Genomic DNA, 13,289 nt, shown 5'->3' with positions numbered 1-13,289 from the left:
GGCTTTCAAATAGGCTTTGGTTTACCAAGCCTAGAGCAGGTCAGGCCACGAGGGGGCCGCCGCTCATGGGCTGCTGGGTTAGTCTGGCGGCCTCTCTCAATTAGTCACTGCTGCAGCCCATGCTTGCGGCGGTTGGATGGAGGATTTTCATGTCTCAAACCGATACGGGCTCTGCGGGCAGCCTGAACATCCCTTTACTGCCCTTGCGCGATGTGGTGGTCTTCCCCCACATGGTGATCCCGCTGTTTGTCGGGCGGGCCAAAAGCATCAAGGCCCTGGAGTTGGCCATGGAGGCCGATCGCCGCATCTTGTTGGTGGCGCAAAAAACGGCTGCCAAAGATGAGCCGGAAATTGCCGACCTGTTCGACATTGGCTGTCTGGCCACGATTTTGCAAATGCTCAAACTGCCCGATGGCACCGTCAAAGTGCTGGTTGAAGGCCAGCAGCGGGCCGTGCTGACCGAGGTGGTGGAGCAAGAAGAGTGCTTTCAGGCCCACTGCCAAGTGATTGAAGTGCTGGCAGATAAAAAGATGGCCAGCGAAGTCGAAGCCCTGCGCCGCGCGGTGACGCAACTGTTTGACCAGTATGTGAAGCTGAACAAAAAGATTCCTTCAGAAATTTTGACTTCCATTGCCAGCATCGACGATGCCGGGCGGTTGGCCGACACGATTACCGCCCACCTGCCGTTCAAGCTGGAGCACAAGCAGGCCGTTTTGGGGCTGGCCGATGTGCGCGAGCGCTTGGAAAATCTGCTGCACCAAATTGAGCGCGAGGTGGAAATCCTCAACGTGGATAAAAAAATCCGTGGCCGGGTCAAGCGCCAAATTGAGAAAAATCAGCGTGATTTTTATTTGAATGAGCAGGTCAAGGCCATTCAAAAAGAGCTGGGGGAGGGCGAAGACGGGGCCGACCTGGAAGAGCTCGAGAAAAAAATCGTTGCGGCCAAAATGTCCGCCGAAGCGCGCAAGAAGGCCGAAAGTGAGCTGAAAAAACTCAAGCTCATGTCCCCCATGTCCGCCGAAGCGGCGGTGGTGCGCAACTACATTGACGTGTTGATTGGCCTGCCTTGGAGCAAAAAAACCAAGGTGAAAAAAGACTTGGCCGTGGCAGAAGAGGTGCTCAACGCCGACCACTTTGGCCTAGAGCGGGTGAAAGACCGCATCTTGGAATACCTTGCCGTGCAGCAGCGCGTGGACAAGGTAAAAGCCCCCATCTTGTGCCTGGTCGGGCCACCGGGGGTGGGTAAAACCTCGCTGGGGCAGTCCATTGCCAAAGCCACGGGGCGCAAATACGTGCGCATGGCCTTGGGCGGTGTGCGTGATGAGGCCGAAATTCGCGGCCACCGCCGTACCTACATCGGCGCCATGCCGGGCAAAGTGCTGCAAAGCCTGGAGAAAGTTGGCACGCGCAATCCTTTGTTTTTGCTCGATGAAATTGACAAGCTGGGCATGGATTTTCGGGGCGACCCGTCCAGCGCTTTGCTGGAAGTGCTCGATCCAGAGCAAAACCACACCTTCTCGGACCACTACGTGGAGGTCGATTTTGATTTGAGCGATGTGATGTTTGTCGCTACGTCGAACTCACTCAATATTCCTTCGGCGCTGCTCGATCGCATGGAGGTCATTCGCCTTGCGGGCTACACCGAAGACGAAAAAATCAACATCGCCAAACGCTATTTGCTGCCCAAGCAAATGGAAAACAATGGGGTGAAAGAGGCTGAGCTGGCTGTGCAAGACGATGCCATCCGTGACATCGTGCGCTACTACACCCGCGAGGCTGGGGTGCGTGCGCTGGAGCGCGAACTGTCCAAAATCTGCCGCAAAGTGGTCAAAGGTTTGCAGCTGAACAAGCTCAAACCCAAGGTGACAGTCACAGCGGCCAATCTGAACGACTACCTGGGCGTGCAGAAATTTACCTTTGGCCACGCGGAAAAAGAAAACCACGTGGGCCAAGTGGTGGGCTTGGCCTGGACCGAAGTCGGGGGTGATTTGCTCACCATCGAAGCGGCCACCATGCCGGGCAAGGGCACCATTTTGCGCACCGGTTCACTGGGCGATGTGATGAAGGAATCGGTGGAAGCGGCCCGCACCGTGGTGCGCAGCCGCGCCCATTCGTTGGGCATTGCCGACAGCGTCTTTGAAAAGAAAGACATTCACATTCACGTGCCCGATGGCGCTACCCCCAAAGACGGGCCCAGTGCGGGCGCGGCCATGGCGACGGCGTTTGTCTCGGCGCTGACCGGCATCCCTGTGCGTGCCGATGTGGCCATGACCGGAGAGATCACCTTGCGTGGTGAGGTCACCGCCATTGGTGGCTTAAAAGAAAAGCTCTTGGCTGCTTTGCGGGGCGGGATTAAAACCGTGCTCATTCCGCAAGAGAACGTCAAGGACTTGCAAGACATTCCAGACAATGTGAAACAAGGTTTGGAAATTACCCCGGTGCGTTGGATCGATGAGGTATTAAAGATTGCACTAGAGCATTTGCCAGCGCCGATTACTGCTGATGAATTGCCTAAAGTGCCTGTATCTGAAGCGGTTGCAGCTACTGAAAAAGTAGCTACTAAAAAGCCTCGGGCCGTCAAACACTAAAAAATTTGCAAAAAATGGCAGCGTGAAGGTGAAGTCATAAAATTTTCACGCTACAATTTAGCCATGCTGAGTTTTCAGATGTACAATCACAAACTTCAGTAAATAAGCGGGAATAGCTCAGTTGGTAGAGCGCAACCTTGCCAAGGTTGAGGTCGACGGTTCGAGACCGTTTTCCCGCTCCAAATTTTTCTATGGACATTGCACAATGTTCATAGATAGCTAAAAAAGCCAAAAACTTTGTTTTTTGGCTTTTTTTGTTTTTGGCCTGCGTCTGCTTGCGCGTCGTATTTGGATGCTGCGGCATAAAAAATAACGGCCTGTAGTTACGCTCCATGCAAGTTGATCTCAAAATTCTCGATGCGCGTCTGCGCGACACCCCACCCACTTATGCTACCCCTGGCAGCGCCGGCTTAGACCTGCGGGCCTGTATTCAAGCGCCCGTACTGCTGCAGCCGGGCCAGTGGCAATTGATTCCGACGGGTATGGCGGTGCATCTGCGTGATCCCGGCTATGCCGCCCTGATCCTGCCGCGCTCAGGCTTGGGGCATAAGCATGGCATCGTGCTCGGTAATCTGGTGGGGCTGATTGATTCGGATTACCAGGGCGAGCTCATGGTCAGCGCTTGGAACCGCTCCAGCACCGCTTTTACCTTGCAACCCATGGAGCGTTTGGCGCAGTTGGTGATCGTTCCCGTGGTGCAAGCCCAGTTCAACGAGGTGCAAGACTTTGCCCAGGTGAGCGAGCGCGGCACGGGGGGGTATGGCTCAACGGGCAAGGTTTAATTTTTCTGTCAAACCCGAGCGCTCCAGCAAAGATTGCACTTGGGGTTGCATACCTTCGAGGGCCAAGTGGGCCCCGCGCTGCTCCAATGCTTTGAGCAGCTGCTCCAGGCTATCGACCCCCGTGGTGTCCAGTGCAAACAAGGCGGCCATGTCCAAGGTCATGGTGCTACCGACCGGTACGGTTTGGGCCGCTTCAAGCAGTACATCGAGCTTGTCTGTGGCACCAAAAAAGAGCGCCCCGTGCAAACGCCAAGCCAGGCCATCGGCGCTGGTGGCATGCACCTTGAACAAGGTGGCCATGCGTCGCACGAACAGCACGCAGGCCAGTACCAGGCCCACTTCCATGGCAACCATCAGGTCAAACACCACCGTTAAAAAGAAGGTACCCAGCAGCAAAAGGCGGTAATGGTTGCTGAATTGGCGCAGGCGGACAAACTCGCGCCACTCGCCCATATTCCAAGCCACAAACAACAAAACCCCTGCCAGTACGGCCAGGGGGACATGCACGGCCAGAGGGGCTGCTAGCAGCACAATCAGCATCAGTACCAGGGAATGCACCAGGCCGGAGATGGGCGAAGTTGCCCCCGAGCGCAAATTGGTGACGGTGCGGGCAATCGTGCCGGTCACAGGCATACCGCCCAAGAAGGGAACGACAAAATTGGCCGCTCCTTGGGCTAAAAGCTCCTGGTTGGGGTCGTGTTTGCGATGGCTGGGGCTGGTGGCCAATTGGTCGGCCACGCGGGCGCACAGCAGCGATTCAATCGCGCCCAGCGCGGCGATGGTGATGGTTGGCATCAGCAAACGCCGTGCGCTGTCCCAGGACAATTCGGGCCACACCAAGGCTGGCAGTTCTTGGGGAATGCTGCCAAAGCGGCTGCCAATGGTTTCTACCGGCAGGTGCAGAAAGTAGGCCAAGGCCGTGAAGGTCAGCAACGCCACCACCGGGGCGGGCAGGCGGGCAAAAGTACGCACGGTAACCCCATCAAAACGTTGGATTGGGGATTTTTGGTGCAGCAAATACGGCCAGATAAACAGCAGGGCCAAACAACCGACCGCCAAGCCCAGGGCGGTGGGATTCCATTGGTTTAAATGGCTGCCAATGGCTTGCATTTGGCCAAAAAAATCACCTGGCATTTTGGCAATGGGCAGGCCCAGCGCATCTTTGAGTTGCGAGATGGCAATCAACACCGCAATGCCGTTGGTAAAGCCAATGATGATGCTCACGGGGACAAAGCGCACCAAGTTGCCCAAGCGGAAGATTCCCATCAGCATCAGCAGCACCCCCGCGCCGCAGGTGGCAATCAAGAGCCCGCCCACTCCGTGACGCTGGACGATGCCGTAAACAATGACGATGAATGCCCCCGCAGGCCCGGCAATTTGCACGTTCGAGCCACCCAGCAGCGCGACCAAAGCGCCGCCAATGATGGCGGTCCACAATCCTGCTTGGGGGGGCAAGCCGCTGGCAATGGCAAAGGCCATGGCCAGCGGTAACGCTACGACACCCACGGTGGCCCCAGCACCCAGATCACCGACCAAGCGCTGGCGGCTGTAGTTGTGCCGAATATCAAGAATCCGAGGGCGAAACTGCATGGAAATCCTTAAAGTTTGATGGGTATCAAAACTAAGTGCTGACGAAAAACTTACAAGCAATGGGCTATAGGCGCGACATATTGCTGGGTAGCCAAGAAGGTTGGGTAAATATTATCGAGCGCATCACTGTCTATCGTTGGACTCAGTTCGGAAGAAAGGGGTGGTATGAATAACTCCATTGTTGGATCGAGTGGGCATAAGTTGCCTGGATGCCACATGCCAACGCCGCCACCCCCAGTGCGCAGACACTGCGAGGCGTTTACGCCGGTGCAGCAAACTTTGATTATTCCCCTGGTCGCGCGGGCTTTGGGTGGGGGGCTTTACCCAGGGCATGCCTGTGGGGATGAGCAGGCCAGCCGCCTTTTGCGCACCCTGGAGATTGATGGCCAGGCCTATCTGGCCGATCGCCCTACCGTGCTGAATGTGCTGTGGCGCACGCGCTTGATTCGGGAGTGCGCCCAAGCCTTTTTTGTTGAACACCCCAAAGCCTGGGGCATCAACTTGGGCTGCGGGCTGACAGATTATTTTCAGTGGCTGAACAATGGCCAAAACACGTGGCTGGATGCGGATCTCGCTGAAGTGATGGCCCTGCGCAAAACGCTCCTGCCTGCCCAAATGCCCCGGCTGCGGGCTGGCACAGCAGATTTACAACAACCTGGCTGGTGGCAACGTTTGCGCCTGCCTAAACGGGCCACAGCGCAGCCGGTTTTTTTGTTGATTGAAGGGGTGCTGCTGTATTTTCAGCCCGATGAAGTGCGAGCGGTGCTGCAAGAGTTTGCCGAGGCAGCGCCTGCGGGCTCGGTGTTGGTGCTCGATACCATGGCCCGCTGCGCCGTCGGTCAAGCCCAATGGCACGCCAGTGTGGGGCGCACCCAGGCCCAGTTTCGGTGGGGCATTGGCCAAATGCAGGAATTGACCGCCTGCCATCCTCGCCTGCAGCTGCGCCAATCGCACAGCGTGGCTCCCAGCCATGGCTGGATGGGGGTGGCCATGGAAGCCATCTGGAATCCCTGGGGGCACAGTGCGCCGCTGTACGGGCTGGCAGAGTTGGTGCTTGAATGACTGAACCGGCCCCGCTGGGCCACTCAGCCCCGTGCAGCGTGCGGCCTCAGCATTTCATTCTTTTTACTGCTGCCAAGGCAGCCCTCGATAGCGCCAGCCATTGAGCTTGCCGCGTTGGCCGTTGGCATCCAAATCGCCCTCAAAGCCTTCCAGAATGCTGTAGGCCTGCAGCCCCAGCTCGGTTGCCCGCTGCGCAGCAGCTACCGATCGCACCCCACTGCGGCACAGCAGCAGCACCTTGCTGCCTGATGGCACCACAGCTTGCAGCTGGGTATCAAAATCGGGATTCATCAGCATTTGCGGCCATTGTTTCCAAGCTACCACTTTGGCCCCTGGCACTTGGCCCACCCAGGCACGCTCGGCATCCGTGCGCACATCCACCAGCACCGCATTTCCCGCTTGCACCCATTGCCATGCCAAGGCGGGGGGAATGTCGCCGGCATAGCCATGGGCGGGAATCACCGCACCGAAATCCTTTGTTTCGCTCATTGCAAACTCACTTTATGGCCAATAACGCGGCATTATCGGCCCCATGCTTTGGACTGAATTTACTGCGTTGATGCTCTTGGCCACTGCCATGAGCTTTACCCCGGGCCCCAATACCGCTTTGGCCACCGCCATGGCCGCCAATGCTGGCTTGCGCCACAGCCTGCGCTTTGTGTTGGCTGTGCCAGTGGGCTGGTGTTTGCTCCTGTTGCTGTGCAGCGTCGGGGTAGGGGCATTGGTGGCACAAGTTCCTGCCCTGCGCTGGGGGATTCAGCTGGGGGGCTGCAGCTATTTGTTGTGGCTGGCGTGGCGGCTGGCGGGCACTCGGCAATTGGCCCAGGCGCGGGCGGATCGGCTGCAGGTGGGTTTTGGTCAAGGCGTTTTGCTGCAGTTTGTGAACATCAAGGCATGGTTCTTGGCGCTGACGATCATCGCAGGCTGGGTCGCAGGCCAGCCCAATATGGGCTTGCGCTTGGGCATTGTGGTGCCGGTAATGGTGTTTTTTGCTTTCAGCAGCAATCTTACGTATGCCTGCCTCGGGGCCGTATTGCGCCACTGGTTGGCCCAAGGGCAGCGTCTGCTATGGTTCAATCGCGGTATGGCTTTGTTGCTGGCGGTGACGGCGTTGTGGATGCTGCAAGGGCAAACCCCTGGGTTTGTGCCCTAGGCACCACAGATGAACTTGCTGACAATGGCCGCTCTTCGGAGCAGGCCAGCCTTGCCACCAGCGGCTGCCACCTGTTGAAAATTTTTGCCCGGGTGATCCCCGGCTTTTCTCTTGAGAGACCCAACATGACCCAATGGACCCTGGCCAGCCGTGCCGCCAAGATGAACTCGTCAGCCATTCGCGAGATTCTCAAACTCACCGACCGCCCCGGCATCATCAGCATGGCAGGCGGTCTGCCTTCCCCGCAAACCTTCCCGATCAGCGCCTTCCAGGCCGCGTGCAATACCGTACTGGAGCGTGATGGCGCGGCAGCCCTGCAATATTCCACCACTGAAGGGCTGCCCGCGCTGCGCCAGGCAGTGGCCGATTTTTTACCCTGGGATGTCGATCCGGAGCAGGTGCTGATCGTCAGCGGCTCGCAACAGGCCCTGGATTTGATCGGCAAGATCTTTTTGGACAAAGACAGTCGTGTGCTCGTTGAGCGCCCTACCTACCTGGGCGCTTTGCAAGCCTTTGCCCCGATGGAGCCGATCGCTGTTGGTGTGGCCAGCGACGATCAAGGCATGTTGGTTGATGATTTCGCTGCCCAAGCGGGCAGCGGTGCTGACAAAGCCCGCTTTGCCTATGTGCTGCCCAACTTTCAAAACCCCACGGGGCGCACCATGAGCGAGGAGCGCCGCCAGGCCCTGGTTGATAAAGCCCGCGCGTTGGACATTCCTTTGGTCGAAGACAACCCCTATGGCGATCTGCGCTTTGAAGGTGAGGCCCCCTTGCCACTGGCGGCCCGCAACCCCGAGGGTGTGCTCTACATGGGCTCGTTCTCCAAAGTGCTGGCCCCGGGCTTGCGCTTGGGCTTTGTGGTGGCCCCTAAATCGGTCTACGGCAAACTGGTGCAAGCCAAACAAGCAGCCGATTTGCACACGCCCAGCTTTAACCAGCGCGTGGTGGCCGAGGTGATGAAAGATGGCTTCTTAGACCGCCACATCCCCACCATTCGCACCCTGTACAAAAACCAGCGCGATGCCATGCTGGCCGCCCTGGACCAAGAGATGGTGGGCTTGGGTGTGAGCTGGACGCGCCCCGTTGGTGGCATGTTCCTGTGGGTGCAACTGCCCGAAGGCATGGATGCGCAAAAACTGCTGCCCCTGGCGGTGGAGCGCGGCATGGCCTTTGTGCCTGGCGCCCCCTTCTTCCCGGGCAATCCGCAGCACAACTGCCTGCGCCTGTCGTATGTGACGGTGCCGCCGGCACAAATTGCCCAGGGCATCGCTGCCTTGGCGGCTGCGATCAAAGCCTATGCGCAGTAAGCCTTGCCGGGCTTGACCGCCCGTATTTTTGGTTTGTTGCGGTCGCGCAACAAAAAACACCATTTTTGGCCCCGCAAGGGGCTGTTTTGTTTACCCCGCTGGGCATCTCTGGTGCAATAGCCCCAGCTTCCCTAAAAGGAGGTTGGCGCGGCTCGAAAGGCTGCCTTTTTTGGTGGCAAACACTGCGCCCTCTGTCAAACCTTGGAGTAATTGCAATGAAAAAATCCCTGATCGCCCTGGCTGTGCTGGCTGCTTCCGGCGCTGCTATGGCCCAATCTTCCGTGACCCTGTACGGTGTTCTGGACACCGGCCTGACCTACAGCAAAGGTGAAGAATCCGTTTACGGCATGACCCACGTGGGTGGTAACGTGAACAGCCGTCTGGGCTTCCGCGGCGTGGAAGACCTGGGCAACGGCTTGAAAGCCACCTTCAACCTGGAAAGTGGTCTGAGCGCTGACAACGGCGGCAACTACATGAACGAGTCCGGCCTGACCTTTAACCGTACCTCGACCATCGGTCTGGCTGGCGGCTTTGGTGAAGTGCGCCTGGGTCGCATGCTGACCTCTTCCTACCTGGCTGTGAGCCGCTACGATGCTTTCGGTGACACCGGCATTGGCGCTAGCCGCGCTTGGAGCAATTGGGTTTCTGAGACAGAACCGTTTGCTGCGTTGGGTGCTTACCCCACTCGTGCTTCGAATGCCATCTCCTACACCAGCCCCAACTTCAGCGGTTTCAAGTTTGGTGGTGAGTACGCTTTTGGTGAGCAGCAAAAAGCCAGCGATAGCCGTTATATCGGCGTTTCTGCTACCTATGACAACGGCCCTCTGAGCTTGGGCCTGGGTTTTGACCGCATCGATGGCAATACCAATAACGGTACGGACTTCACCATTGATCAGACAAGCTGGCAACTGGGTGGTGGCTACAACTTTGGTGTTGCTCGCCTGCTGGGTTTCTATAAAGAAAGCAAATTCAAAGACGACGGTGTAGGCGCAGCTGGCGATAGCGCTAAATTCAAGACCTTTGGCTTGGGTGTGACCGCTCCCGTTGGTGCAGCTGGTGAAGTGCGTGCTTCGTACAACCACTACCGCGATAGCGATGCTGGCGAAACCCTGAAAGCCAACCAACTGTCGCTGGGCTATGTGCACAACCTGTCTAAGCGCACGGCTCTGTACGGTACCTACGCTTACCTGAAAAACAAAAACAAAGATGGCGACAACCTGGGTCTGGAGCTGAACGGCGCAATGCCTGGCGCTGGTCTGTCCGACAGCGGTGCCCAGCACGGCCTGCAAGTTGGTATTCGCCACGCTTTCTAATCTAAGGCTGGGGTCACCCAGCTTTGGTTAAGAAACCAAAAACCAGCCTCTTTACCGAGGCTGGTTTTTTTATGCCTGCGCTGTTTGCGCTGTTGCCAGGGCAGACACGCAGGTCTGCCCCTACGGGTTTGGCCGCGCATGCCCCCGTAGGGGCGAACCTGGGTGTTCGCCCTGCCCCTATGCCTATTGTTTGTGGTGCTAGAACGGGTTCACCGTCTCAGCGCCGCTCGACCACGCAAAAGCTGGCGGCGTAGTCGGTTTCGTCGGTCAGGGTGATCCAGGCGTGCAATTGGCGCTCTTGCATCCAAGCCTGCATGGCGCCGTGCACAACGATGGTGGGCTGGCCGCTGGGCAAGTTGCCAATTTCGCAGTGGCGCCAGGTCATGGGCATGACCATGCCCAGGCCAACGGCTTTGCTAAAGGCTTCTTTGGCGGAAAAGCGTGTGGCCAGGTAGCGCAGGCCGCGCTCGGGCCAGCGCTGGCTGCGGGTGCGCCAGGTGGCCAGTTCGTTGGCGGTCAGAATTTTTTCGGCGAAGCGTTCGCCGTGGCGCTCAAAGCTGGCGCGGATGCGGCGGATGTCGCAGATGTCGGTGCCAATGCCGTAGATCATGGGGTGGGTGCTTTAATAAAAATAGCTGTTTCCGTAGATGATTAGTCGGTTTCAAATGATTTTCTCAATAAAAACCAATGAATCCGAGCGGAGTAAGCCCACTTTTTTATGTTGTAGGCGCACCGGGCATCAAGGGTGCAGCAGCTTGCGCTCTTGCATGCCCTGGTCGATGCAGCGCTGGTAGGCGCGCACGGTGTCGGTGTAGCCCAGCTCCAGTGCGTCGGCGATGAAGGCGTGGCCGATGGACACTTCCAGCAGCCCGGGCACGGCGGCAACAAAGGCCGAGAGGTTATCGCGGTTCAGGTCGTGCCCGGCGTTGATGCCCAAACCAGCGGCCAGGGCCGCCTGGGCGGCGGCGGTGTAGCGCTGCAGTTGGGCGGCCTGCTCGGGCGTGCCCCAGGCGGCGGCGTAGGGTTCGGTGTAGAGCTCGATGCGGTCGGCCCCGACGGCTTTGGCGGCGGCCATTTGTTCAGGCAGGGGGTCCATGAAGAGGCTGACGCGCACGCCCAGGCTGCGGCATTCGGCAATCAGGGGGCGCAGGCGCTGGGCATCCTGCGGGAAGCTCCAGCCGTGGTCGCTGGTGAATTGGTCTTCGCTGTCGGGCACAAAGGTGGCCTGCTGCGGGCGCACCTGGCGGATGAAGTCCATCAGGTTCTGGGTGGGGTTGCCTTCGATGTTGAACTCGGCTTCGGGCCAGGATTGCAGCAGTTCGGCCAGCTCGTACACGTCGCTGCTGCGGATGTGGCGGCCATCGGGGCGGGGGTGTACCGTGATGCCTTGGGCACCGGCGGCCAGGCATTGCAAGGCCGCGCGGGCCACCGAGGGGATGCCCAGGTGGCGGGTGTTGCGCACCAGGGCGACTTTGTTCACGTTCACCGACAAGGCGGTGCGGATGGCGGGCGTAGAGGGGTGGGTGGGGGCGGCAGGTGGGGTCATAAGGCTTGTAAATCCATCATCAACTGGCGTGTGCGCAGCATAGGACTTCCGCAATGAAATTGCAGCAGGGTGCGCAATTGCGGCTTGAGGGCCGGGGCCAGGTGGGCGCAGGCTTGCAGGATGGGGGCAAAGCTGTGCGGCTCTTGGCGCAGGGCGGTTTCCAGGGTGTGCCATTGCTGGCCGGTCAGCACGGCCCGTTCGCCCGGTTCGGCCGGGCGCAGGCCCACTTCGGGGGCCAGGGCGTAGGGAGCCTGGGGTGCCAGGGGCTGCAGGGTTTGGGTTTGCGCGTGCAGGCTGGGCAGCAGGCCCAGTTCGCGCAGCAAGATCAGTTCAAAGGCACGCAGGGCCGGCTCTTGCACCACATCGTGCTGGGTGGCCAGCAGTTTGATGAGGGCGGCGTACACGTCAAAGACATAGGCGTAGGGGTCGTCGCGGGCCAGCAGGCGCAGCAGCAATTCGTTGATGTACAGGCCCGAGAGCAGGCGTGCGCCCATGGGCATGATGTGGCCGCCGGCCCATTCCGCGCCGCGCAGGGTGTGGATGTCGGCGCTGCTGCTGCCCGCCAGGGTGTAGGACAGGCGCAGCGGCTGCAGGCCCAGCAGCACGGGGCGAAAGTTGGAGGTGTGTTTTTTTGCGCCCTTGGCCACCAGGGCGACGCGGCCGCGGTGGCGGGTGAAGACTTCGAGGATCAGGCTCGATTCGCTCCAGTCGTAGCGGTGCAGGATGAAGGCGGGTTCATCGCTGACCCGCTGGGCGCTGGCCATGGTGGCAGGGGCTTATTCGTAGCCGAAGGATTTGACGCGGGCGGCATCGTCGGCCCAGCCGGAGCGCACTTTGACCCACACCTCTAAGAAGACTTTGGCGTTCAGCAGCTTTTCCAGCTCTTGGCGTGCTTCGGTGCTGATCATTTTCAGGCGCTCGCCGCCAGCGCCAATCACCATGGCCTTGTGCCCGTCGCGCTCGACGACGATGGTGGCGGCAATGCGCATGAAGCGGCCAAACTTGGGGCTGGGCTCTTCGTCGAACTTGTCGATGACGACGGTGGAGGTGTAGGGCAGCTCATCGCCGGTGAAGCGAAAGAGCTTTTCGCGCACGGTTTCGGAGGCGAGGAATTTTTCGCTGCGGTCGGTCAGCTCGTCGGCCCCGTAGAACCAGGGCTGCTGCGGCAGGTAGGGGGCGCAGATGCCCAGCAGGCGCTGGATGTCGTCGCGCTTTTTGGCCGACATGGGCACAAATTCGGTAAACGGGTGGCGCTCTTGCATGTCGCGCAGCCAGGGGGCGATGTCGCCCCGGCGGTGGATGCGGTCGAGTTTGTTGGCAATCAGCAGCGTGGGGATGCCGGGCTTGAACAGCGAGAGCACCTTGGCATCGCCCAGGGTGAAGCTGCCGGCCTCGACCACGAACAGGATCAAGTCCACATCGCCAATCGCGCCCATGACGGTTTTGTTCAGCGATTTGTTCAGCGCGGTGCTGTGCTTGGTTTGAAAACCGGGGGTATCGACAAAGACAAACTGCGTCTCTTCCCGCGTGCGGATGCCGGTGATGCGGTGGCGCGTGGTTTGCGCCTTGCGGCTGGTAATCGAGATTTTTTGCCCCACCAGCGCGTTCATCAGCGTGGATTTGCCCACATTGGGTTTGCCGACGATGGCGATCAGGCCGCAGCGCTGCTCTTCGGGGGCATAGATGCGGGCGGGGGCTTGGGGGGCGCTTTCGCCGTCGCCTTGGCTTTCCGGGGTTTCTGCCACGGCAGCATCGGGCAGGCGGGCTGCGCCGCCGGATTTGGCGGCCAGGAGCATGGCGTTGAGTTCAGCCATGCTTTGGCCGGCCGGGGTGATGGCGGGAAACTCTTTTAAATCAGGAGCTGTTTGCGCTGATGTTGTCTTGTTTTTTGGTTGTTTTTGCTCTAAACCCTTGGATTGATCAGCGGGAGTAGCTTGTTTTTTTGAAT

12 protein-coding genes and 1 tRNA gene are annotated in these 13,289 nt (G+C 59.2%); 7 read left to right on the top strand and 6 right to left on the bottom strand.

Going from position 1 to position 13,289, the window contains the following annotated elements; translation table 11 throughout:
• The first annotated feature begins 149 nt into the window (after window positions 1-149).
• The 3 genes from lon (at window position 150) to dut (ending at window position 3,370) form a co-directional block, all read left to right on the top strand.
• Window positions 150-2,588: an endopeptidase La gene (gene lon / locus ACFO24_RS05260; protein ID WP_377737250.1), complete on the top strand. Its 2,439-nt coding sequence runs from the start codon at window positions 150-152 to the stop codon at window positions 2,586-2,588.
• A 106-nt stretch (window positions 2,589-2,694) separates the two neighbouring features.
• Window positions 2,695-2,770: transfer RNA gene (locus ACFO24_RS05255), tRNA-Gly, on the top strand.
• A 150-nt stretch (window positions 2,771-2,920) separates the two neighbouring features.
• A complete protein-coding gene (gene dut / locus ACFO24_RS05250; protein ID WP_207575556.1) occupies window positions 2,921-3,370 on the top strand; it encodes a dUTP diphosphatase in 450 nt (149 codons plus the stop codon).
• Here the strand turns inward: dut and ACFO24_RS05245 are convergent.
• Window positions 3,353-4,960, bottom strand: a complete 1,608-nt coding sequence (locus ACFO24_RS05245) for a SulP family inorganic anion transporter (RefSeq protein WP_377737249.1) — start codon at window positions 4,958-4,960, stop codon at window positions 3,353-3,355. The genes dut and ACFO24_RS05245 overlap by 18 nt on opposite strands.
• A 216-nt stretch (window positions 4,961-5,176) precedes the next feature.
• On the opposite strand from ACFO24_RS05245, the gene ACFO24_RS05240 reads away from it, so the two are divergent.
• A complete protein-coding gene (locus ACFO24_RS05240) occupies window positions 5,177-6,022 on the top strand; it encodes a class I SAM-dependent methyltransferase (RefSeq protein ID WP_377737247.1) in 846 nt (281 codons plus the stop codon).
• A 63-nt stretch (window positions 6,023-6,085) separates the two neighbouring features.
• Here ACFO24_RS05240 and ACFO24_RS05235 read toward each other — a convergent pair whose 3' ends face one another.
• Window positions 6,086-6,511: a rhodanese-like domain-containing protein gene (locus ACFO24_RS05235; RefSeq protein WP_207575554.1), complete on the bottom strand. Its 426-nt coding sequence runs from the start codon at window positions 6,509-6,511 to the stop codon at window positions 6,086-6,088.
• A 43-nt stretch (window positions 6,512-6,554) separates the two neighbouring features.
• Here ACFO24_RS05235 and ACFO24_RS05230 point away from each other — a divergent pair, with 43 nt between their 5' ends.
• The 3 genes from ACFO24_RS05230 (at window position 6,555) to ACFO24_RS05220 (ending at window position 9,795) form a co-directional block, all read left to right on the top strand.
• Window positions 6,555-7,175: a LysE family translocator gene (locus ACFO24_RS05230; protein ID WP_377737246.1), complete on the top strand. Its 621-nt coding sequence runs from the start codon at window positions 6,555-6,557 to the stop codon at window positions 7,173-7,175.
• Window positions 7,176-7,300: 125 nt separating this feature from the next.
• Window positions 7,301-8,482, top strand: a complete 1,182-nt coding sequence (locus ACFO24_RS05225; protein WP_377737244.1) for an aminotransferase-like domain-containing protein — start codon at window positions 7,301-7,303, stop codon at window positions 8,480-8,482.
• A 215-nt stretch (window positions 8,483-8,697) separates the two neighbouring features.
• Window positions 8,698-9,795: a porin gene (locus ACFO24_RS05220; RefSeq protein ID WP_377737242.1), complete on the top strand. Its 1,098-nt coding sequence runs from the start codon at window positions 8,698-8,700 to the stop codon at window positions 9,793-9,795.
• Window positions 9,796-10,012: 217 nt separating this feature from the next.
• Here ACFO24_RS05220 and acpS read toward each other — a convergent pair whose 3' ends face one another.
• From acpS to era, 4 genes are all read right to left on the bottom strand, one after another.
• Complete coding sequence (gene acpS / locus ACFO24_RS05215) at window positions 10,013-10,405, bottom strand: holo-ACP synthase (RefSeq protein WP_377737241.1); 393 nt, start codon at window positions 10,403-10,405, stop codon at window positions 10,013-10,015.
• A gap of 129 nt (window positions 10,406-10,534) precedes the next feature.
• A complete protein-coding gene (locus ACFO24_RS05210; RefSeq protein ID WP_377737239.1) occupies window positions 10,535-11,341 on the bottom strand; it encodes a pyridoxine 5'-phosphate synthase in 807 nt (268 codons plus the stop codon).
• Window positions 11,338-12,105: a DNA repair protein RecO gene (recO, locus tag ACFO24_RS05205; protein WP_377737238.1), complete on the bottom strand. Its 768-nt coding sequence runs from the start codon at window positions 12,103-12,105 to the stop codon at window positions 11,338-11,340. Before recO ends, ACFO24_RS05210 begins: the two co-directional genes overlap by 4 nt.
• 12 nt (window positions 12,106-12,117) lie before the next feature.
• Entirely contained in the window at window positions 12,118-13,155 is a 1,038-nt protein-coding gene (era, locus tag ACFO24_RS05200) for a GTPase Era (RefSeq protein WP_377737317.1), read from the bottom strand.
• Window positions 13,156-13,289 lie beyond the last annotated feature (134 nt).

Source organism: Comamonas denitrificans (assembly GCF_042654745.1).
GTDB classification, from domain to species: domain Bacteria; phylum Pseudomonadota; class Gammaproteobacteria; order Burkholderiales; family Burkholderiaceae_C; genus Comamonas; species Comamonas denitrificans.
The sequence above is the reverse complement of the archived record's forward strand: the minus strand, read 5'-3'. Positions and strand labels throughout refer to the sequence as shown.